Annotated in this window: 22 protein-coding genes and 1 other annotated feature; of the genes, 18 read left to right on the forward strand and 4 right to left on the reverse strand. The window is 27.7% G+C overall.

Annotated features, from left to right (window positions below; translation table 11 throughout):
* Positions 1–166 precede the first annotated feature (166 nt).
* The 5 genes from ACRC03_RS14035 (at position 167) to ACRC03_RS14055 (ending at position 5,225) form a co-directional block, all read left to right on the forward strand.
* A complete protein-coding gene (locus ACRC03_RS14035) occupies positions 167–1,483 on the forward strand; it encodes an IS1380 family transposase (RefSeq protein ID WP_438653208.1) in 1,317 nt (438 codons plus the stop codon).
* 216 nt (positions 1,484–1,699) lie between these two features.
* Positions 1,700–2,188, forward strand: a complete 489-nt coding sequence (locus tag ACRC03_RS14040) for a methylated-DNA--[protein]-cysteine S-methyltransferase (protein WP_438653209.1) — start codon at positions 1,700–1,702, stop codon at positions 2,186–2,188.
* Between the two features lie 65 nt (positions 2,189–2,253).
* Positions 2,254–2,955, forward strand: coding sequence for an N-acetylmuramoyl-L-alanine amidase (locus ACRC03_RS14045; protein ID WP_438653210.1), 702 nt, complete (start codon positions 2,254–2,256; stop codon positions 2,953–2,955).
* A 158-nt stretch (positions 2,956–3,113) separates the two neighbouring features.
* Positions 3,114–3,362 carry a hypothetical protein gene (locus tag ACRC03_RS14050; RefSeq protein WP_438653211.1) on the forward strand — a complete coding sequence of 83 codons (249 nt, stop codon included), beginning with the start codon at positions 3,114–3,116 and terminating at the stop codon, positions 3,360–3,362.
* 192 nt (positions 3,363–3,554) lie between these two features.
* Positions 3,555–5,225 carry a MutS-related protein gene (locus ACRC03_RS14055; protein ID WP_438653212.1) on the forward strand — a complete coding sequence of 557 codons (1,671 nt, stop codon included), beginning with the start codon at positions 3,555–3,557 and terminating at the stop codon, positions 5,223–5,225.
* A 43-nt stretch (positions 5,226–5,268) separates the two neighbouring features.
* On the opposite strand, the gene ACRC03_RS14060 is transcribed toward ACRC03_RS14055, so the two are convergent.
* Positions 5,269–5,499 (reverse strand): hypothetical protein, encoded by a 231-nt coding sequence (locus ACRC03_RS14060; protein WP_438653213.1) that lies wholly within the window; start codon positions 5,497–5,499, stop codon positions 5,269–5,271.
* A gap of 138 nt (positions 5,500–5,637) precedes the next feature.
* Between ACRC03_RS14060 and larE the strand changes: the two genes are divergently transcribed.
* From larE to ACRC03_RS14105, 9 genes are all read left to right on the forward strand, one after another.
* Complete coding sequence (gene larE / locus ACRC03_RS14065; RefSeq protein WP_438653214.1) at positions 5,638–6,447, forward strand: ATP-dependent sacrificial sulfur transferase LarE; 810 nt, start codon at positions 5,638–5,640, stop codon at positions 6,445–6,447.
* Positions 6,448–6,456: 9 nt separating this feature from the next.
* On the forward strand, positions 6,457–7,605 hold the full coding sequence (locus ACRC03_RS14070) for a THUMP domain-containing class I SAM-dependent RNA methyltransferase (RefSeq protein ID WP_438653215.1): 1,149 nt from the start codon (positions 6,457–6,459) through the stop codon (positions 7,603–7,605).
* Between the two features lie 67 nt (positions 7,606–7,672).
* A complete protein-coding gene (locus ACRC03_RS14075) occupies positions 7,673–8,452 on the forward strand; it encodes a hypothetical protein (RefSeq protein ID WP_438653216.1) in 780 nt (259 codons plus the stop codon).
* Between the two features lie 126 nt (positions 8,453–8,578).
* Complete coding sequence (locus ACRC03_RS14080) at positions 8,579–9,202, forward strand: HD domain-containing protein (protein ID WP_438653217.1); 624 nt, start codon at positions 8,579–8,581, stop codon at positions 9,200–9,202.
* Between the two features lie 9 nt (positions 9,203–9,211).
* Positions 9,212–10,573, forward strand: coding sequence for a hypothetical protein (locus ACRC03_RS14085; protein ID WP_438653218.1), 1,362 nt, complete (start codon positions 9,212–9,214; stop codon positions 10,571–10,573).
* Positions 10,574–10,593: 20 nt separating this feature from the next.
* The gene (walR, locus tag ACRC03_RS14090; RefSeq protein ID WP_438653219.1) at positions 10,594–11,292 is read left to right on the forward strand and encodes a cell wall metabolism DNA-binding response regulator WalR; all 699 of its coding nucleotides are present in this window, start codon (positions 10,594–10,596) and stop codon (positions 11,290–11,292) included.
* Between the two features lie 2 nt (positions 11,293–11,294).
* A complete protein-coding gene (locus tag ACRC03_RS14095; RefSeq protein WP_438653220.1) occupies positions 11,295–12,737 on the forward strand; it encodes an ATP-binding protein in 1,443 nt (480 codons plus the stop codon).
* A gap of 34 nt (positions 12,738–12,771) precedes the next feature.
* Positions 12,772–13,509, forward strand: a complete 738-nt coding sequence (gene truA, locus ACRC03_RS14100; protein WP_438653221.1) for a tRNA pseudouridine(38-40) synthase TruA — start codon at positions 12,772–12,774, stop codon at positions 13,507–13,509.
* Positions 13,510–13,581: 72 nt separating this feature from the next.
* Positions 13,582–13,792 (forward strand) — a binding site (T-box leader).
* Positions 13,793–14,031: 239 nt separating this feature from the next.
* Entirely contained in the window at positions 14,032–15,276 is a 1,245-nt protein-coding gene (locus ACRC03_RS14105) for an argininosuccinate synthase (RefSeq protein ID WP_438653222.1), read from the forward strand.
* A 42-nt stretch (positions 15,277–15,318) separates the two neighbouring features.
* Here the strand turns inward: ACRC03_RS14105 and ACRC03_RS14110 are convergent, their stop codons facing one another.
* A complete protein-coding gene (locus tag ACRC03_RS14110; RefSeq protein WP_438653223.1) occupies positions 15,319–15,699 on the reverse strand; it encodes a DUF4363 family protein in 381 nt (126 codons plus the stop codon).
* 19 nt (positions 15,700–15,718) lie between these two features.
* Entirely contained in the window at positions 15,719–16,375 is a 657-nt protein-coding gene (locus ACRC03_RS14115; protein ID WP_438653224.1) for a DUF421 domain-containing protein, read from the reverse strand.
* A gap of 163 nt (positions 16,376–16,538) precedes the next feature.
* Between ACRC03_RS14115 and miaB the strand changes: the two genes are divergently transcribed.
* Entirely contained in the window at positions 16,539–17,972 is a 1,434-nt protein-coding gene (gene miaB, locus ACRC03_RS14120) for a tRNA (N6-isopentenyl adenosine(37)-C2)-methylthiotransferase MiaB (protein WP_438653225.1), read from the forward strand.
* Positions 17,973–18,019: 47 nt separating this feature from the next.
* Here miaB and ACRC03_RS14125 read toward each other — a convergent pair whose 3' ends face one another.
* Positions 18,020–18,631, reverse strand: a complete 612-nt coding sequence (locus ACRC03_RS14125) for an NUDIX hydrolase (protein ID WP_438653226.1) — start codon at positions 18,629–18,631, stop codon at positions 18,020–18,022.
* 149 nt (positions 18,632–18,780) lie between these two features.
* Between ACRC03_RS14125 and ACRC03_RS14130 the strand changes: the two genes are divergently transcribed.
* Genes ACRC03_RS14130 through ACRC03_RS14140 form a run of 3 tightly spaced genes read left to right on the forward strand, consistent with a single transcriptional unit; the run spans position 18,781 to position 21,566 of the window.
* Positions 18,781–20,040, forward strand: coding sequence for a 5'-3' exonuclease (locus ACRC03_RS14130; RefSeq protein WP_438653227.1), 1,260 nt, complete (start codon positions 18,781–18,783; stop codon positions 20,038–20,040).
* A 20-nt stretch (positions 20,041–20,060) separates the two neighbouring features.
* Positions 20,061–20,705: a pentapeptide repeat-containing protein gene (locus tag ACRC03_RS14135; RefSeq protein WP_438653228.1), complete on the forward strand. Its 645-nt coding sequence runs from the start codon at positions 20,061–20,063 to the stop codon at positions 20,703–20,705.
* 24 nt (positions 20,706–20,729) lie between these two features.
* Entirely contained in the window at positions 20,730–21,566 is an 837-nt protein-coding gene (locus ACRC03_RS14140; RefSeq protein WP_438653229.1) for a MerR family transcriptional regulator, read from the forward strand.
* Positions 21,567–21,603 lie beyond the last annotated feature (37 nt).

Here is a 21,603-nt window from a genome sequence, read left to right on the forward strand (position 1 = left end):
CCTGAATTATTCATTAAATAATTAAAGCTACGCTTAAAAAGGCGTAGCCACTAATGTCCAGATATTAAAAATTTTCACCTAAAAAGTGAAAAAGTATATGAAAAAAGTCTCAAATTTGTTATTGTTAATTTGCGAAAAAAAACACCAAACAAAGGAGAGACTTTATATGACTAGTATATTAAATAATAACTTAAAATTCAACTCTAATATTAAATTTAATTTTGATGGTGGAGATTTAACATCAGATGTTGGCCTTATAGCAATCAAAGAATTTGATAATAAAATAGGATTTAGTGAGACTATAAGAAAATATTTTAATATTTCTGACGATAAAGCTGTCAGAACTCATAAGAACTATGAGTTATTAATTCAAAGAATATATCAATATATTGCTGGATATTATACAGATGATAACTGTGATGATTTAAAAATAGAGCCTTTATTAACTAAAATATTAGGCAAAAGCAAATTAGCATCACAACCAACTATGTGCAGATTAAAAGATAGGCTAACTGAAGAAAATATAACACAATTAGAATATATAAACGTATTACTATTGCATAGAATGTATTCTATAGAAGAACCCGATCATATAATTCTTGATTTAGATTCTACAAATCTAAAAACTTATGGCTTACAAGAAGATGCTAATTTTAACTACCATTACCAAGCAAATGGATACCATCCACTACTTATGTTTGATGGAATTACTGGCGATTTACTAAAATCTCAATTAAGAACTGGTAGCTGTTATACATCTTCAAATGTTGTTGAATTTATGCAGTCATATCTAAAATACCATGGTTCTAACTATGATCATATTCTTAAAGTAATAAGGGGAGATAGTGGTTTTGCTGTTCCTGGTCTATATGAATTGGCCGAAGAAAATAATATGCTATACGCTATACGACTTAAAGCTAATGCTCGACTATATAAAAATGCTAGTCATTTTTCAGATGAGTTATTAGATGAATGTAAAGATAATTTAAGTGAGTATAAATGTGTTTACAAGGAATTTTATTATAAAGCTGATAAGTGGAATAAATCCCGTAGGGTTGTTGTTAAAATTGAAAAGCCACAAGGTCAAATTACATTAAGTCATACATTTATAGTTACAAATATGGAGGCTTCGCCTAAGGAAGTAGTTAAATTTTATAGTAAAAGGGGCACAATGGAAAACTTTATAAAAGAATGTAAAAATGGATTCTTCTTTGAACATATGAGTAGCAGAGATTTTATAGTAAATGCAAATAAACTTCAGCAAGTAACACTTGCATACAATATAATAAATTGGCTAAGACGATTGTGTTTTCCTGATAATATTAAGAAAATGAGGATAGATACTATACGTACTCAACTTATCAAGGTAGCAGCAAGAGTAATAAAAAGTTCACGGAATATAGTCTTGAAAATTTGTAGTAGCTTTCCTAATAAGCATATTTTACTAAATATACTAGACAATATATACGAGTTAAAAATTTAAAAAGTATTTAATTTAATATTCTGAAAAAAGGATTGTATCCTGGACCTTAGAGAAAGTGTATTCTTTTTTAGGTAAATAAATTAGAAATTTGCTAGATTTAACATAAACAAAATAAACACATCTAATTTTATTAAAATTGATAAAATTAAATGCGTTCATGAATAATTCAGGTATATTATTATAAAAAGAAGTCTAAAGAATAAGGATGGAATTGTTATGAATAAAATAGGATATGACACTTACAATTGCATATTGGGAACTATATACATAGTAGTAAGCTCTAAAGGGGTAGAAAGAGTATATTTATCTAAAGAAGATTTTGAAGAATATTTAAAAAAGTATAATGTAAATATATATAGAAACAAAGACATGTGTAGTGAAACTATAAAGCAGTTAGATGAGTATTTTAATAGAAAAAGAGAATACTTCGACTTACCCATAAATATAGAAAGCACAGAGTTTAGAACAAAGGTATATAAAGAACTTTTAAATATTCCTTATGGAGAGACGAGAAGCTATAGTGATATTGCCAAGGCAATAAATAATGAAAAAGCTGTAAGAGCTGTAGGACAAGCCAATAGATTAAATAATATACCTATAATTATACCATGTCATAGAGTAATAGGCAAAAATGGTGGAATGGTAGGATATGCAGGAGATAAAATTGGTATAAAGGAAATACTATTAGATTTAGAGTCAAAATAAACACTAAATTCATAGTATATAAAAACTATTAAAAATAGTTAATATTATGGAAAAGGAATGATAATATGGCTAAAAAAGTGTTTATTGATCCAGGTCATGGAGGTAATGATAGTGGAGCGGTAGGTGTTGATAAATTATTAGAAAAGAATATAAATTTATCAGTAGCTAAAAAAGTAAAAGATTTGCTAATCAAGCAGGGTTTAGAAGTGAAATTAAGTAGAGAAAGTGATACTACAGTTAGCTTAGAGCAAAGAACTACTGCAGCAAATAATTGGAAGGCAGATTGTTTTGTATCTATACACTGTAATGCATATAATACAGCTGCTCATGGAATAGAAACTTTTTCTTATACTGAATCAACTAGTAATTTAGCAAAGGATGTCCACTCTGAAGTTATTAAAACTGGAGCATATACTGTAAATAGAGGAACTAAAACTGCTAGTTTTTATGTATTAAAGCATACAAATATGAGAGCTGCTCTTATAGAACTTGCTTTTATAGATAATAAAGAAGATGCTAAAATACTAACTACAAGACAAGATGACCTAGCACTAGGTGTGGCTAAAGGTATATGTAAATATCTAGGTATAGAGTATAAGCCGGATAGTGGAAGTGGTGGAGAAATACCACCAGTAGTAGATACGAATACATTTTATAGAGTAGTTTGTGGCTCTTTTAATAATAGAGTTTATGCAGAAGAGAGAGTAGAAGAGCTAAAACAATTAGGATATGAGGATACATTTATTATTGCATATACAAAAGAATAATTATAAAAGTGAAAAAGCTGGAGATTCCAGCTTTTTTTTGTTGAAAAAATGTATAAAATGAATTTTTAGAAATACTACAAGAACATATTGAAAAAGAAGAAGCAACAGTATTTTATTCTACTCATATAACATCGGATTTAGATAAAGTTGGAGACTATTTGGTATTTATATACAAAGGAATAATAATTTTAAAAGGTGAAAAAGATAGTATATTAGACAGTCATAGTATTATTAGAGGTAAAAAATCATTATTAGATAATGACACTAAAAAAACATTATTATCATATAATGAAAATTCATTTGGATTTGATGGATTAACAGCTGATATGAAATCTGCTTTTGAAGTATTTGGAGAAGACGTAGTTTATGACAAAGTAAATTTAGAAGATATAATAAGAAAGAATTAGTTTAATTCACTAATAATATACAGTATATAGAAGTCTAACTATTAAAGTACAATAAAGCTATATGGAATTACAGAAATAAATTCTATATAGTTTTTATTTGTATGTATTAAATTCACCATATTAAGAAATTAAAGAGAAAATACTATATAATTAGTATTAGAAATACATACACACAAAGGGGGCGAGGACATAATGAACAATTTTATTGCATTTATATTAGGAATTGGAGCAATGATTTTAATGTCATTAGCTGTAGCTGCATACGATCAAATGAATAAATTAAAGTACATAAAACAAAAAATACTTAACAACTATGGAAAAGAAATTGACTTAGATGAAGTAATGATAAAGATGAATAGTGTATCGAGTTATTTTAGAAATAAAAATGAAAAGTCTACAATCGATGATATTACTTGGAATGACCTTAGTATGGATGATATTTTCAAAAAAATAAATAATACTCAGAGTACAGCAGGGGCAGAAGTATTATATGATATATTAAGAAATCCATTATACGAAAAATCAAAACTAGAAAAAAGAAATAATTTAATAGAATACTTTAGAAACAATGAAAAAATAAGAAGAGAAGTACAATACACTATAGGAAAACTAGGGGAAAGTAATGATTTATTTACTTCTAATTGTTTATTTAACCAGGGTGATACAAGTGAAAATAAACTACTTAAATACAGATTATTATCATATCTTCCAATAGTAAGTTTACTTTTAATATCTGTAAGTGGATATTTTTTCATATTATTAGTAGGGTCATTAATATTAAATTTTTATATAAGTCAAAATAACAAAAAGTATCAGTATAATATAGATGGTTTTACTTATATGCTATCTGTTGTAAAAACTGCCAATAAAATAAAAAGTTTAGGAATAAGAGAATTAGAGGATAATCTAGAATCTATTGAAGAAGATTTAGAAGCAGTTAAAGATATAAAAAATAAAAATATCGGATATGGAAATCAAAATTTAACCTCAGATATTAGCGTATTTAGTGAGTATACAAAACTGATATTCCTTACTGATTTAAAAAACTATGAAAAAGTAAAAAATACAGTAATAAAAAAAGCCAAGCACTTAGATGCAATTTATCAATTTATAGGTAGTATAGATGCACTTATAGGGGTAGCTTCTTTTAGAGATAGTTTAGATTACTACTGTATACCAAGTTTAATTAAGACTAGTTCTAAGGGTGAAAATACTTTAGAATTTACAGATATTTATCATCCATTAATAAAATCACCAGTACCTAATAGTGGAAAATTTGAAAGAGGAATATTACTTACAGGGTCAAATGCTTCTGGAAAGTCAACTTTTATAAAAACAGTGGCAGTTAATGCGATTTTAGCACAAACTATATACACTACTACAGCAAGAGATTATAATTCTTCTTATTTTAATATTTATACATCTATGGCTCTTAAGGATGATATTTTTAGAAGTGAAAGTTATTATATTGTAGAGATTAAATCTTTAAAAAGAATATTAGATAATATGAAAGAAGATGTGCCTTGTTTATGTTTTGTGGATGAAATACTTAGAGGAACTAATACTGTAGAGCGTATATCTTCTTCTTGCGAAGTGCTTAGTTTTTTAGGCCAAAGTAATTGTATTTGCTTTGCAGCAACACATGATATTGAGCTTACACACTTATTGGAGGAGAAATTTGATAACTACCATTTTGAGGAGATTATAACTAATAAAGATATAGAGTTTGATTATAGACTGCACAAAGGAAGAGCTCAAACTAGAAATGCAATTAAATTATTAGAGTTTATGGGTTATGACGAAGATATAGTTGAAAGAGCAGAAAATAGAGCAAAAATCTTTTTAGACATAGGTAAGTGGTAACAGGTAAGGGCTAGATTTTATTCTAGCCCTTAAGTGTTTATTTTTACTTCATGTAAATCTTAGGTACATATAAAGTAATATTATCTAAACTTACAATAGAACTATAAATTAGTTCACTATTTTCTTCGATACTATTATTTTTTAGTTCTATACTTAAAATAATCACATGATTAATAGATATATCTAGTACATTAGTGTTATCTCTAAATTCTAATTTCATTCCTTTGTTGCATCTAATCAAATTCTTTAATATATCGTAGTTTATCTTCATCATGACTCCCCCTTATGATAAATTTATAATACAATAAATACCATAAATTATCAATTTATAAACATATATACTAGGGAAATTTAAATTGATTTATATACCCATCTTTTATATAATAAGTTTATTATGCTTTGGAGGGATTCTATGGAACTTAGTACAAAATTAGAAAATTTAAAAACAAGGTTAAAAGAGTTAGGAAGCATTGCAGTTGCATATTCAGGTGGAGTAGATAGCAATTTTTTACTTAGAATAGCAAAAGATACTTTAGGAGATAATGTTATAGCTGTAACAATGCACGCTATGATGCATTCTAATATAGAAATAGAAGAAGCTAAAGAATATGCCAAAAGTTTTGGAGTAAAACATGTTATAGTAAATATAGAAAACTTTGATGTAGAAGAATTTTTACAAAATGGCCCTCAAAGATGTTATTATTGTAAGAGTGCAGTTTTTACAAAAGTACTAGAAGTAGCAAAAGAGAATAACATTAAATATGTAGCTGATGGAACTAATTTAAGTGATTTAGGAGACTTTAGACCCGGTTTAAAGGCTCTAGAAGAATTAAACATAGTAAGTCCCCTAAAAGAAAGCGGATTAACAAAAGATGATATAAGAGCCTTATCTAAGGAAATAGGACTTGTTACTCATAATAAACCTGCCTTTGCTTGTCTAGCAACTAGAATTCCATATGGAACTAGAATTAATAATGAAATGCTTAGAATGGTAGAAAAAGGAGAACAATATTTAATAGAATTAGGCTTTACTCAATTTAGAGTAAGACACCACGGAGAGATTGCAAGAATTGAAGTGGAAAAGGCTGAAATACATAAATTCTTTAGTAATGATATTCTAGAAAAAACAAATAATAAATTTAGAGAAATAGGATTTAAATATACTACATTGGATATGAATGGATATTCAATGGGAAGTATGAACAAGGTAATCGAAACATAGGAGGAAACAATGAAAAATTATACATTAATGTCACCTTGCTTTTTTGGTATGGAGAAAATGTTAGCAAGAGAGATAAAAGACTTAGGATTTGAAATAATAACAACAGAAGACGGAAGAATAACTTATAAAACAGGTGAAGACGGTATAGCTAAAGCTAATATGTGGCTTAGATGTGCAGAAAGAGTTCATCTTAAAGTAGCAGAATTCGAAGCGAGAACTTTTGATGAACTCTTTGAAGGAACTAAAAGAATAAATTGGGCAAGTTTTATACCATATGGAGCACAATTCCCGGTATCTAAGGCATCTTCAATTAAATCAAAGTTATACAGTACAACAGATATACAATCAATAGTTAAAAAGGCTGTGGTTGATAGCTTAAAGAAAAGTTATCTAGAAACTGGAATGATAAAAGAAGATAAAGAAAAATACCCAATATATGTATTCATAAACAAGGATAAAGTAACAATATCAATCGACACAACAGGAGATGCTCTTCATAAAAGAGGATACAGAGAAAAAGCTAATAAGGCTCCAATAAGAGAAACATTAGCAGCAGGTATAATGTACCTAACTCCTTGGAGACCAGGTAGAACTTTAGTTGACCCAATGTGTGGTTCTGGAACTCTTTTAATAGAGGCTGCTATGATGGGAATAAATATGGCTCCTGGAGTCAATAGAGAGTTTATATCTGAAAAATGGAGAACTCTAGATAAAAAAATCTGGTGGGATATTAGAAAAGATGCCTTTGATAAAATCGATAATGATATAGAATTTAAAATTTACGGTTACGATATAGACGAAGAAGCAATAGAAATAGCACGTGAGAATGCAGAAATAGCAGGAGTAGAAGATTACATAGAATTTAATGTAGGAAATGCTCTTGATTTCAAAAGTGAAGAAGAGTACGGATTTATAGTTACAAACCCTCCTTATGGAGAAAGACTAGAAGACAAAGAAAGTGTTCAAACTCTTTATAAACACCTAGGATACACTTTTAGAGAGTTAAAAAACTGGTCTTACTATTTAATAACTTCATATGAAGATTTTGAAAATGAATTTGGAAAAGAAGCAGATAGAAGAAGAAAATTATATAATGGTATGTTAAAGACTAACTTGTACCAATATATAGGACCAAGACCTCCAAGAAATAATTCTTAAAATCTATGATAATTACCCCCTTAATATAATATACATAATATAAAGAGTATTTTAAGGGGGTGTAATAATGTTAAGATTAAATAAAAATCGTAAGAAAACTACTCAAAACAAAAATTCAAATCAAGTTCAAAAAAATAGTGATAATCATAAAAAGCAAGCCTATGAAGAAAATTACAATGACGTGATTTTGAATGACTTAGTACCAGAAGAAAAAAGAAGTGAATTTGGGTTAGAAAGCACTCCACCTAAAAAAGCTACAGGACTAAAGCTAAACTTTGGTTTAGGATCAAAGAAAAATAATACAAAACAAGGATCAAAAGCTGAAACAGAGAAGTCTAAAGGTGAAAAGGAACATGGTAAAAAACCAAGTAAAAAAGTAGAAGATGAAAACACTACAAATAAAAAAACAAATAAGAAAACAAGTAAAAACAATGAAAAAAGTACAGATAAAGGTCAAAATAAAAATAAAGGGACTAAAAGTAAAAAAACTACAAAAGAGTCTCAAAAGTCTAAAAACTCAAAACCATCTAAAAGCGATATAGAAGAACCTAAAGTTGTTGAAGAAGTAAACAACAATAATAATAGCACACCGAGTAAAGTTATAAAGCCAAAAAGAAGAAGAAGAGTTACATCAGAAGAAGAAAATAAGAGAAGTATGAGCAAGGATATATTAGGAGATACAAAAGAAGAAGTTAATGATAATATAGGTGAAAGTGAAAATACAGATACTTTAGGTTTTAGAAGTTATGAAGATAATAAAGAAAATCTAGAACTAGAGAGAAAAGAAGAAAAAACTAAATTTGAAAATCTAGTTTGGTCAGAAGATAAATTTCCAAAAAATAAATAATTAAATAACAAAATAGTGTTAAAATATAAATAAGGGCTTAGTGATAAATACTAGGCTTTTATTTTGTCTATTTTAATAAAATAAAAGTAGAAAAATATTATAAATTAAACTAATAGGAGGATTTATATGAACAACAGAGAGTTATTTAATACAGTAAACAAAATTTTATTAGAAAGCATGAAACCCTCTGAGCAAATTAAGCGTCTAATAATAGGGGGAGAGTTTAATATAGAGCCCTTTAATAAAATAAAAAAACTAGATCAAATAGAACAAAATCCTAAATATCATCCAGAAGGAAGTGCTTTAAACCACGTACTATTAGTGGTAGATAAAGCCAGTCAAGTAAAACAATATTCTAATAACGAAGAAGTATTTATGTGGGCATCCTTACTACATGACATAGGAAAATTAACAACTACTAAGGTTAGAAGAAATAAAATAACTTCATATAATCATGATGTAGAAGGTGAAAAAATAGCTATGAACTTTTTGGAAAAATTGACATATAATGTAAAATTTAAAGAAAAAGTAGCTAAATTAGTAAGATGGCATATGCAACCTTTATTTTTTGATAAAAATCTTCCTTTTTTTAATCCTAAAGATATGATAAATGATGTAGAATATAAAGAGGTGGCATTATTATCATTATGTGATAGACTAGGTAGGGGAGAATTAACACCTGACACTATTGAACTTGAAGAAAATAGAATAGAAAAATTTAAAGAGTACTTTAAAGAAAAATTAGATTAGGAGGCTGTAATGAAATTATTTAAGTTAATGGCTATTATAAGTTTATTAACACTTTTTACAACAGGGTGTAGTATAGACTCAGAATCTCCAGATCAGCTTATAAAAGAGAAACCTATTTACGATGAAAATAAGAAAGATATTTATGAAGGTATCGATCAATTATTATCTAGATACGCTAGTTTAATACTTCCAGGAAATTCAAAAGAAGTAGGTATAATAAATGAAGTGGATTTAAATAGAGATGGAGAAGATGAGTTAGTTGCGTTTGAAAAAAAGGAAAATGTAAATGAAAATAAAACCGAAGTTGGATTTATGGTTTTAACTAAAAACAAAGATGGAAGATATAGTGATAAAGGGAACTTCCTTCAAGAAGGAAATTCTATAGAGTACGCAAATTTTTATGATTTGAATTCTGATGGACATTTAGAAATAGTATTATTAATAAAAAATAAAGACAAAACAGATTTATATGTATATGAATTTAAAGAAGATAAAATAAACTTACTTACAAAATTAGATCCGTCTTGGATATCAGATAGAGAAGATTTAGTAGATACAAAAATTAAAATAGGATACATAAATGATGATAATATTTTAGATATACTTTTAATAAACTATGATTCCAAAGTAGGAAAGGCTTATGTAAGTTTAGTTAATTTGAAAAAAAACTTTAAGCTTATTGATTTTATAGAGTTCGAAAATGTGAGAAATATAAAAAATTTATATATCACAATAGGACAAGTATCTAAAGATAGGCAAGGAATAATACTAGATATTCCTATTATTAAAGATAATAGTTACATAACTCAAATACTATATGTAGAAAATAACAAGCTTAATAAAGTTTTTAGTGATTATGATAAAAATATAGTTAAGCCTTATTATATACCGGTAGAGGATGCAAATAAGGATAAAATATTAGATATACCTATAGCAAATGGAAGTTCAAATGTATATAGCTTAAATTCTTCTTCAAATGTTAGCTGGTATAAATGGAATGGTAAATACAACGAAGATGCACGTTTAGTATTTATTAGCCAAATATACTATAATTATAAATATAATTATAAGCTTTGGATACCGAACGAATTAGTTGGTAAATTTTATATAGAACAAGAATATTCAGGAGAACATATATTATTCAAATTTTTCTATTATGATACAGAGTCAAAACCCAAAAATATATTTACTATAAGTGCAGTGCCTAAAAATATAGTAGAAGATAATAAAAATATGAATAATCAAAGCGGATTAATGCTTGGTGAAACTTATGATTATACTTTCAACTTATATAAAAATAACGCCAAAAAATTAGAAGAATTAAACATTACAGTGGAAGCACTTAAAGAGTATTTTTCATTAATATATTAAGTTATTGGGAGGAAATATAAATGAAGGAAAAAATATTAATACTAGAAGATGAAATTGGTATAAGAAGCTTTGTAAGTATAAACTTAAAAAGAGAAGGATACGATGTAATAGAAGCTGGTACAGGCCAAGAAGCAATAGAAAAAATGAATAGTGAAAGTGATATAAGCTTAGCATTACTAGATGTTATGCTTCCTGATATAAGTGGAATAGAAGTTTGTAAATATATAAGACAAAATTTTGACCAGATAGGTATAATAATGCTTACTGCTAAGGCTCAAGAAGATGACAAAATAGAAGGGTTTATATCTGGTGCAGATGATTATATCATAAAACCTTTTAGTATCAAGGAGTTATTATTTAGGGTATCAGCACTACTTAGAAGAATAAAAAAAGATACAAATAATTCTAGCAATAGCAAGATAACCTCACCACCATTTTTACTAGATTTAGACAAGAGAAAGTTATTTAAAAATAGTCAAGAAATAGAGTTAACTCCAACTGAATTTTCAATAGTAAAATACTTAATGACTAATGCTAAGCAGTCTTTAAGTAGAGATCAAATACTTGATGAAGTATGGGGAACTAATTACCTTTATGATTTTAAAATTGTAGATGTAAATATAAGAAGAATAAGAAATAAAATAGAAGACGACCCATCAAAGCCTAAATATATACAAACTGTTTGGGGGTACGGATACTGCTTTAGAAAGGAAGAATAAGAGTGCTACATTTTGAAGGGTTAAGAAAAAGAGTAATTAAAAATTATTTTATAATTATAATAATAACTGTTGCATTATTTGAAGGACTATTTATATTTTATATTCAAAATTACTATTATGACTACGTAAAACAAAGTTTAAAAAATCAAGTAGATTATACAATAGATGGATATAATAGTAGTATAAATATTGAAAGTGATACTTTTGAAAAGAAAGCAAAAAGTATTATTGAAAAGCAAAGCGTAATTAGTAATTCTAGTAATCCTAAATTTGGAATTCAAGTAATAGATAAAAATAGAAACATACTGTTAGATCAATATGGATTTAAAAGTAATCAAAAAGCTAATTTTGAAGATGTGGAGAGAGCATTAAGAGATGCCAATGATTTATCGCCTTATACTTATAGATTAGAAAAAACCAATGAACACGTTATGAGTATATCTGTGCCAATTAAGATAAATAATGTAATAGAAGGTGCTATAAGATATACAGTCTCTTTGGATAAAATTGATGCTACTATTTTCAAATTAGTTTTAGGGCTTATTATAGCAGGAATATGTATACTAATTATAGGAATATCTTTAAGTCTTAGATTTGCTCAAACATTAATTCAGCCGCTTAGAGAGTTAAAGCAATTTGCCAATGAATTAGCTCATGGGAATTATAGTATAAAGCTTAAAAATACTAATATACCAGATGACGAAATCGGAGACTTGGCAAAAACTTTTGTGCATATGGCAGAAGAAATAGATAAAAGTGAAAAATTAAAAGAAGAATTCATATCATCTGTATCTCACGAGCTTAGAACTCCACTTACTTCTATAAAAGGTTGGAGTGAAACTTTAGGTTATGAAGGTATAACTAAGGATGAGCTAGATTTAGGTCTTACAATTATACAAGATGAAACAGAAAGACTTATAAAGTTAGTTGAGGAATTATTAGATTTCTCAAGACTAGCATCAGACAGAATTAAATTAAAAATAGACATTGTAGATATTGAAGCTTTAACTAAAGGTGTTGTAAATCAACTTATTATAAAAGCAATAGAAAAAGATATCAGACTTAAAACAGAGTTTGAAAATGAGCATATAGAAAATGTACATGGTGATAAAGATAGATTAAGACAAGTTTTAATAAATCTTATACAAAATTCCTTAAAGTTTACAGCTGAGGGAGGGTACATAATCGTTAGAGTAGCCCAAGATAGTGAGTTCACAACCATTAAAGTTTTAGACAACGGAAATGGTATAGAAAAAGAAAACTTAGAAAAAGTACTGGATAAATTCTTCCAAGAAGATTATAATAAGGCAGGTAGTGGATTAGGACTTGCCATAAGTAATGAAATTGTCAAATTACATGGAGGTAATATGACAATACAAAGTAAAAAAGGTGTAGGAACCTTGATTACTATAACTATAAAAAATAAGCTTATAGAATCGATATAGATGAATATTAGCTACTAGAAAGAGGCATAATAATATGAGAAATATAAAAATGACAATGAATTATGACGGCTCAAGATACAAGGGCTTTCAAAGATTAAAAGACAACGACATGACAATACAAGGAAAAATTGAAGCTGTACTTAACAAAATGACTGATGAAGAGATAGAAATAATAGGTTCAGGAAGAACTGATATGGGTGTACATGCTTACGGTCAAGTTGCAAACTTCAAAACTAACTCTGATATGTCTATAAGAAAAATGAAAGCTTATTTATATGAATACTTACCAGAAGATATAGTAGTATCTCAAATGGAAGAAGTAGAAGAAAGATTCCACAGTAGATACAATGCTAAGTCGAAAGTATACTTATATAAAATATACAATGCTGAAGTTCATGATCCATTTTTAAGAAAGTACACTAACCATGTAGCTAAAAAATTAGATATAGATGCTATGAAAGATGCTAGCCAGTACTTAGTAGGAGAACATGATTTTACTAGTTTTGCTGCTGCAAAATCAAAGAAAAAATCTAATGTAAGAAACATACACTCAATAGAAATAAATCAAAAAAATGAGTTAATAGAAATTTTTGTTGAAGGTGATGGATTCTTATACAATATGGTTAGAATAATAGTAGGAGCTTTAATAGATGTTGGAAGTGGAAGAAAAACTTCTCAAGATATAGAAGATATGTTAGAACAAAAAGATAGAAGCCAAGCTTCAGATACTGCTTTAGCTAAAGGTCTACATTTATATAAAGTAAAATATTAACATAAAAAATAATTTATTTAGTTGACATTGGAAAATAATTACACTATTATTATAACAAGATAAATAAATAAAAGAAATTCTAAGAAAAAGAGAGTAGCTTAAATCTATTTTACAGAGAGTTGGGGATGGTGGAAGCCCAACAAAGAAATTTGAGTGAAGAGAGCTTTGGAGAATACTATTTGAACTAATAGTAAAATAGTAGGTTAGTCTCGCCTTAAGAGAAAGAGTGGATAAGTTTATCTTATCAATTAGAGTGGTAACGCGGATAATATTCGTCTCTTAGTTTTTTAACTAAGGGGCGTTTTTTATTTTACCAATAAACTTGCCTTTATATTAAAGCAAGTTTTAACCATAATTGAAATGATAAATTTATCAATAAGAGTGGTACCGCGGATAAAACGCCTCTTAGTATTTTAATACTAAGAGGCGTTATTTTTTATATAAGTTTATCTTAAAATAAACTATTAGGAAATTAAATTAAAAGTATTAAAAATAAAAATAAAATTTACAGGAGGAAGTACAATGAAAAATAGTAAAGAGAAAGTAGTATTAGCATATTCAGGAGGTTTAGATACTTCAATTATAATACCTTGGCTAAAGGAAAACTATGATATAGAAGTAATCGCAGTGTGTGCTAATGTAGGGCAAGAAGAGGATATGGATGAAATATATGAAAAGGCACTAAAAAGCGGAGCGAGCAAAGCTTATGTAGAGGATGTAAGCGAAGAATTTGTAACAGAAACTATCTTTAAAGCAATAAAGGCAGAAGCTAAATATGAAGGTAAATATTTATTAGGAACATCTTTAGCAAGACCAATAATATCTAAAAAATTAGTTAAAGTAGCTCATATGGAAGGTGCGAAATACATTTGTCATGGATGCACAGGTAAAGGAAATGACCAAGTAAGATTCGAAGCCTCAATAGCGGCATTAGACCCAACTATTAAGGTAATAGCGCCTTGGAGAATGTGGGATATAAAATCGAGAGAAGATGCAATAGAATACGCTAATAAAAATAACATAAAAATAACAGCAACAAAGGAGAAGATATACTCTGTAGATGCTAACCTTTGGCATATATCTACCGAAGGTGGAGATATAGAATATCTAGAAAATGAACATCAAAACCATGTCTATAAAAAATGTACACCATTAGAAGAAACACCAGATGAAGCTGAATATGTTGAAATATACTTTGAAAAAGGAACTCCGAAGAAAGTAAATGGAAAAGAGCTTTCTCCTGTAGGTATAGTGAAAGCTTTAAATGATATAGGAGCAAAACATGGAGTAGGTGTAATTGATATAGTTGAAAACCGATTAGTGGGTATGAAATCAAGAGGAATATATGAAACTCCAGGTGGAACTATACTTTATGAAGCACATAATATATTAGAAAGTGCTACATTAGACAAAGAAACATTACACTTTAAGCAAGTGGTAGCTTTAAAATATGGAGAGCTAGTTTATAATGGTCTTTGGTACTCTAAAGTAAGAGAAGCAATAGATGCGTTTATAGAAGAAACTCAAGATAATGTATGTGGAACTGTAAAGGTTAAACTTTACAAAGGATGTTTAAAACCAGCAGGAATATTTACACAGCATGCTCTTTATGAACAATCAATATCTTCTTTTGGAGATAGTGAACTTTATGATCATAAGGATGCAGAGGGCTTCATAAACTTATTTACATTACCACTTAAGATTAAGTCAATGAAGGCAATTAATGATACTTATAAAGAGGAAGTAGCTGCTGATCACATTATGTAAAATCATAAAAATAGACTGATTGCTCAGTCTATTTTTATGATTTTACATAATGTGATTTAAATCAAACTTTTCACTTTCAAGAATATTATCTAAAGTTGTTTTTATTCTTATGATATACTCATAGGCTTTTGACTTATCGTTAACATTTATACTTTTTTCTAATATATTTAAATACAAGCAAATTGTATCAAAATTATCGTGGTTTAATATTTTGTACCAAGGGGATCTATCTTTATGCCAGGACTTAGAAAAATTTGTTAGAGACTCTTTAGCCGAATCTAAGTCATCATTCTCTATATGGTTTTCAATAATTTCAACTTTAGATGTATAGGTATTTGTAAAATCGTAGATTTCCTTATTAATATAAAAACCAAAACAGGTAAATAGCAAAGTCCAAAGTATAACATAGATAAAAGATTTCAATATAGACACCTCGTTATGATTAATTGTTCCTTTTTTGAATAAATATTTTGTCATCTTCATCTAATACACAAATAAGCACATCTTTTACATTATCGATATGATGAGAATTTAAAATACCTAAAAGCCAATGTTCATCTTTGTCTAACTGTTCAAGGCTTGATTTTAATATTTTACCATCGAGAACTAAAGATAGTGGTAAATGTTTATAGTTTTTAGATGTAGTTGACTTATAAGATGGAGAGGGTAAAATACTTAACTCCCCACCTGTTTCTAGTATTGCATATTGAACATCTTTAATACTAAAAAATCCATTTATTCGAAGTTGCTCTAAAAGTTCATCTATAGTTATTCTTTCTTTTTTTAATTCGTTATAATCAATTATGCCCTTATTGATTAGTATTGAAGGCTTACCACAAAAAAAAGAACTTACCTTTCGACACTTTAAAGATAAATATGAAATTATAGTTTGCATAAAAACAAGGCCAGTTATAGATGCAATACCATAAAACATAGGGATATTATTGTTCTCCATAGGAATCGATGCTACTTCTGCAAGAAGAAAAGTAATTACTAAATCAAAGGAATTCATTTCGGCAATTTCACCTTTACCCATGACTCTAAGAGCTATTAAAACTGCTATATATAAGATAATACTTCTTATTAAAACTATAAGCATAACATCACCTCTAAAAGCCTTATAATAAATTATTATTTCCAATATTCTTTTATAGATTCTTAAAACTTTAAACTAAGTATCTTTTAAATCTTATTTAAATTTGATATAATGAGATACATTAGAAAGATTAGATATATTAAGCAATTAGCAAGGAGGAGAAATAATGAGTAAAAGAAAACAAGCACAAGTTCCTATAGAAAAAATACGTGAACAAGATAGATTTATTGAGGCTGTAACTGAGATAAATTCTAGATTTTATGCCATACATCAAAATAAACCTAAGTATATGATTCAGACGTTTGGATGTCAGATGAATGAGCATGATTCAGAAAAATTATGTGCAATGCTAGATGAGATGGGTTATGAAAGAAGTATATTTGTAGAAGAATGTGAATTAATAATATATAACACATGTGCAGTAAGAGAGAATGCTGAACTTAAAGTTTATGGAAACTTAGGACAACTTAAGTTACAAAAAAGGAAAAATCCAGATTTGAAAATAGCTGTTTGTGGATGTATGATGCAACAACCACATGTAGTTAAAGAATTAAAGTCTAAATACAGACATGTAGATTTAGTATTTGGAACGCATAATCTTTATAAATTTCCAGAACTGTTAGTAAATTCAATGGATGCTAAAAAAATGTTAGTTGATGTTTGGGATGTAGATGGTGAAGTAATAGAAGGGTTAAGAAGTACTAGAAAGTTTGAGCTAAAAGCCTTTGTAAATATAATGTACGGATGCAACAACTTCTGCACGTACTGCATAGTACCATATACTAGAGGGAGAGAAAGAAGTAGAACTCCGGAAGATATAATAAATGAAATAAAAGACTTAGCAGCAAATGGAACAAAAGAAATAACATTACTTGGTCAAAATGTTGACTCATACGGTAAGACCTTAGATATAGATATAACATTTGCAGAGTTACTTAGAATGGTAAATGAAATAGAAGGAATAGAAAGAATAAGATTTATGACATCTCACCCTAAGGATATATCTGATGAAGTTATATATGCTATAAGAGATTGTGATAAAGTATGTGAATATCTACACTTACCTGTGCAATGTGGAAGTACTAGATTACTGAAGAAAATGAATAGACACTACTCTAAGGAAGATTATCTAAGAATAATAGAAAAAGCTAGAAAAGAAGTTCCAGACATATCTTTTTCTACAGATTTAATGATAGGTTTCCCTGGTGAAATAGAAGATGATTTATTAGACACAATAGATGTAATTCATAAAGCTAGATATGATTCTGCATTTACATTTATATACTCAAAGAGAAAAGGAACTCCAGCTGCAGAGATGGAAGACCAGATAGATGAAAGTGTTAAGCACGAAAGATTTAATAGAGTACTAGCAGAGGTAAATAAAGTAGTTGCAGAGATAAATGAAGAATATAGAGGTAAAGTAGTTGAAGTTTTAGTTGAAGGAAAAAGCAAAACTGATGAAAATATATTAACAGGAAGAACTAGACAAAGTAAACTAGTAAACTTCTCTGGAGGGGATATAGATTTAATTGGTAAGTTAGTTCAAGTAAAAATAACTGATCCTAGAACCTTCTCGCTTCAAGGTGAATTAATAAAATAATAATATAAATGCCCCCTAAGGTTTTTGCCAGAGGGGGCGTTTATTATTTAAGATGATATAAAGCGTAGAAAATTATTTAATATTTTTGCAGTTATACCCCAAATAACATAATTGTTGTATTCATAAAATATTGTAGACTCATAGCCTGAAATAAATTTATAATTATTTTTATTTGGAATGATCTCATAAGGAAAATCCTCTGAAGGAACAATTTTAACTTCATTTTTATATTCACTAGGAGAAAAATCTAGTAAATAAGAAATTGGAACCAAGAAAATATGATCTACTTCGTCTTTATTTATATTTAAATTATCTAAACTATCAATATATCCAACAAAAGGGTGGATTATCATATTTGAATGGGTTACAAGTAAATCCACTTCAGATATAATATCTATATCAGTTTTATTTATGCCAAGTTCCTCTACTGTTTCTCTAATGACAGCATCGTATGGAGTTTCATTTGGTTCAACACCACCTCCAGGGAAAGATATTTCACTAGGTTGAAACTTTAGATTCTTAGATCTAACTTGAAATAATATATGATAAATATTGTCCTTTTTTACTATTGGTATAAGAACAGAAGATATTTTCATACTTTGGTATCCATTTATATAAGGATTATAGTCCTTTAGTTTATTTTTTATAGTATTAATCATAGCTCCTCCTATATATGGTAAAAATATACCATATATATTATTATAGGATATTTACCTTAAAATATGACATAAATATTTGACAGGTAGTATTTTTTTACAAAGTAATTTATTATAATAAGAGATATAAAACAAATCAACCAGGAGGCACTATGGATAATTTATTCGATTTTCTAGAAAATCAAATCAAACAAGAAAGTCAATCTAATGAAGATATAAACAATAAAAAACAAGAAAGTTCTGATTATATAAGATTAAATAGTTATGTTGGGTCTAGAATGAATACTGATTTTAGACAAAAAGATAATATAAATAAAGAAAAAATAGAAGAAAAGATAAATATCAAAGAAGATTGTAGTAATAGTGAAACTTTGAATTTAGTTAATATAGATAAAGAAATTGAAGAAGATAAATTCTTAATAGTGGATGGTTCATCTTTATTATCTACGAGTTTCTACGCAACAGCAAGAGACTTATTATTTGCAAAAACAGAAGAGCAAAAAGAAATAGCATATACAAAATTAATGCAAACTAGTGATGGTGTATATACAAATGGAGTGTATATGTTTTTTAGAACGCTATTACCATTACTGGAAAAATATCAAATAACTCATTTAGCAATAGTATTAGATAGAAGTAGAGATACTTTTAGAAGACAAATCGATCCAGAGTACAAAGCTACTAGAAGTGAAACACCAAAGCCTCTAAAAGAACAATTTAAATTATTAACAGAGATACTTTCAGATATAAACATTAAGATATTTTCACATGCGGACTATGAGGCAGATGATTTTGCAGGAAGTTTAGCTAAAAAATTTGAAAAAGAAATACCTATAATACTTCATACAAAAGATGAGGATTACCTTCAATTAGTATCAGATTATACTAAATTGTGGATGGTAACTGGTAAGGCAGATGCCATGTATGAAGAGTTATCAATAAACAAATCCACATTAAATCTACCAAGTGGAGTATTTGAATACGAGCCTAAATATGTTAAGCATTTTAAAGGAGTAGATCCAATACAAATAATAGATATAAAAGCTATAGAAGGTGATAAATCAGATAATATAAAAGGTGTAAAAGGAGTTGGACCTACATCATCAAGACCCTTAGTTGCTCATTATGGTTCATTAGAAGGAATTTATGAAAATCTAGCTAATTTAGATTCTAAAGGCGAAAAAGAATTAGCAACATTCTTTAAAGATGAACTTGGAATTAAAAGATCTCCAATAAAGAATTTATTGACTTATAAGGAAGAGGCAATTATAAGTAAGAAGCTAGCTACAATTAAAACTGATATAGAAGAAATTCAAAATTTAGAGGTAGATAACTTTATATTAAATATAGATAAAGATAAGATGGAAGAAATATTTGTAAAATTAGGAATGAAAAGTTTAATAAAAAAATAGTAAAGTAGGGAATAAAACATATGAGTAAAAAAAATATAATACAAACTCCTAAAATAAGCAGTGAGTTAGAAAGTATTGATGATGCAATAGATAAAATGTTAGAGGAAGAAGTTATAGAAAATAGTTTAATAGAAAATATTACAATAGATGGAATTATGGATGTAAGAGTTAGAATTGATTCGTGTATCTTTAGGAACGTAACTTTTGAAAATTGTGATTTTAGAAAAATAGATATGGTAGATGTAATATTTGAAAATTGTAATTTATCAAATGTAATTTTTAGTGATAGTGGAATATATAGAATTGAGTTTAAAAATTGTAAATTAATAGGTGCAAGATTTGAAGACTCAACATTAAAAAGCATAGTATTCAAAGACAGTTTAGGTAAATATTCTAATTTTTCGTTCTCTAAATTTAAAGGTGTGAAATTTGTTGATTCAGACTTTGAGGGAGCAGTTTTCCAAGGAGTAGAAAATGAAAAACTTGAATTAGAAAATACAAATCTTACTTCATCAGTTTTTACAGGAACTTCCTTAAAGGATGTAGATTTTACTACGAGTACTATTGAGGGAATAGAAGTAGGAATTAAAGATGTTGAAAAAGGTGTGTTTTCACTAGAGCAAGCTATTGAATTAAGTAAGCTTATGAAAATAGTAATAAAATAATTAACAGTAAGTTAAGGGAGATTTATGAAGGACAAATATTTAATTGGAGAAGTATGTAAGTTATTTAATACTACTCGTGACACATTAGTACATTATGAAAAACTAGGGCTTATAAGTCCTAAAAAAGACGATAATAATGGTTATAGGTATTATGATATAGAAGATTTAAATTGCTTAACTGATATACTGTTTTTGAAAAAACTTAATTTACCACTTACAGATATAAAAAAGGCAATAAAAAATTCAACACCATCGGATATATTAGAAATTATTAAAGATAAAGAAAAACATCTTCAAGAAGAAATGAAAAAGTTAAAAGAACTGGAGAAAACATTACGAGCAATGAAATTAAACGTAAAAGCTTGTATTAATAATTTGAACAAATTAGAAATTAGAGAAGAAAAAGAAAATTTACTGTTTATAGAAATAGCGAAGAAAAATAACTTTAACGATTTTATAGATATAATAGAAGGAATGGTAAACCTCGTTGAGGGAGTAGAAGTACTTAACAAAAACTTTTTAGAATATATCAACTTCACATTTTTAATTGAAGAAGGAGGATTATTTGAAAAAGATGGAGGTAAAAAAGTTAAGTGGGGAGTTACATTAAGACAAAGCTATAAATTTTCAGAAGATATTATTTTAAATAAAAAAGTAGAATTTATACCTAAAAATAAGTATATTTACACAGTATTAGTATTAGATGATACAGATTACGATGATTGGCTTGAGAGAATAAAAGATATAGTATTAGAAAATAATATAAAAGTAGGCGGACCAATATTAGGACGAATGATGCTTACAGAATATGATAATGATGTTGCGATGGATTATTATGAAGTATATATACCTATAAAATAAAAATAAAAAAAAATATTGACCTGTGTGTTACACACAG

It is taken from the genome of Romboutsia sp. (assembly GCF_051659545.1).
Taxonomy (GTDB): Bacteria; Bacillota; Clostridia; order Peptostreptococcales; family Peptostreptococcaceae; genus JBOFOR01.

Excerpts from the sequence above, each read along its gene's own strand:
- ACRC03_RS14035 (WP_438653208.1), top strand. The coding sequence starts at position 167 with ATGACTAGTATATTAAATAATAACTTAAAATTCAACTCTAATATTAAA.
- ACRC03_RS14040 (WP_438653209.1), top strand. The coding sequence starts at position 1,700 with ATGAATAAAATAGGATATGACACTTACAATTGCATATTGGGAACTATA.
- ACRC03_RS14045 (WP_438653210.1), top strand. The coding sequence starts at position 2,254 with ATGGCTAAAAAAGTGTTTATTGATCCAGGTCATGGAGGTAATGATAGT.
- ACRC03_RS14055 (WP_438653212.1), top strand. The coding sequence starts at position 3,555 with ATGAACAATTTTATTGCATTTATATTAGGAATTGGAGCAATGATTTTA.
- ACRC03_RS14060 (WP_438653213.1), bottom strand. The coding sequence starts at position 5,499 with ATGATGAAGATAAACTACGATATATTAAAGAATTTGATTAGATGCAAC.
- larE (WP_438653214.1), top strand. The coding sequence starts at position 5,638 with ATGGAACTTAGTACAAAATTAGAAAATTTAAAAACAAGGTTAAAAGAG.
- ACRC03_RS14070 (WP_438653215.1), top strand. The coding sequence starts at position 6,457 with ATGAAAAATTATACATTAATGTCACCTTGCTTTTTTGGTATGGAGAAA.
- ACRC03_RS14075 (WP_438653216.1), top strand. The coding sequence starts at position 7,673 with ATGTTAAGATTAAATAAAAATCGTAAGAAAACTACTCAAAACAAAAAT.
- ACRC03_RS14080 (WP_438653217.1), top strand. The coding sequence starts at position 8,579 with ATGAACAACAGAGAGTTATTTAATACAGTAAACAAAATTTTATTAGAA.
- ACRC03_RS14085 (WP_438653218.1), top strand. The coding sequence starts at position 9,212 with ATGAAATTATTTAAGTTAATGGCTATTATAAGTTTATTAACACTTTTT.
- walR (WP_438653219.1), top strand. The coding sequence starts at position 10,594 with ATGAAGGAAAAAATATTAATACTAGAAGATGAAATTGGTATAAGAAGC.
- truA (WP_438653221.1), top strand. The coding sequence starts at position 12,772 with ATGAGAAATATAAAAATGACAATGAATTATGACGGCTCAAGATACAAG.
- ACRC03_RS14105 (WP_438653222.1), top strand. The coding sequence starts at position 14,032 with ATGAAAAATAGTAAAGAGAAAGTAGTATTAGCATATTCAGGAGGTTTA.
- ACRC03_RS14115 (WP_438653224.1), bottom strand. The coding sequence starts at position 16,375 with ATGCTTATAGTTTTAATAAGAAGTATTATCTTATATATAGCAGTTTTA.
- miaB (WP_438653225.1), top strand. The coding sequence starts at position 16,539 with ATGAGTAAAAGAAAACAAGCACAAGTTCCTATAGAAAAAATACGTGAA.
- ACRC03_RS14125 (WP_438653226.1), bottom strand. The coding sequence starts at position 18,631 with ATGATTAATACTATAAAAAATAAACTAAAGGACTATAATCCTTATATA.
- ACRC03_RS14130 (WP_438653227.1), top strand. The coding sequence starts at position 18,781 with ATGGATAATTTATTCGATTTTCTAGAAAATCAAATCAAACAAGAAAGT.
- ACRC03_RS14135 (WP_438653228.1), top strand. The coding sequence starts at position 20,061 with ATGAGTAAAAAAAATATAATACAAACTCCTAAAATAAGCAGTGAGTTA.
- ACRC03_RS14140 (WP_438653229.1), top strand. The coding sequence starts at position 20,730 with ATGAAGGACAAATATTTAATTGGAGAAGTATGTAAGTTATTTAATACT.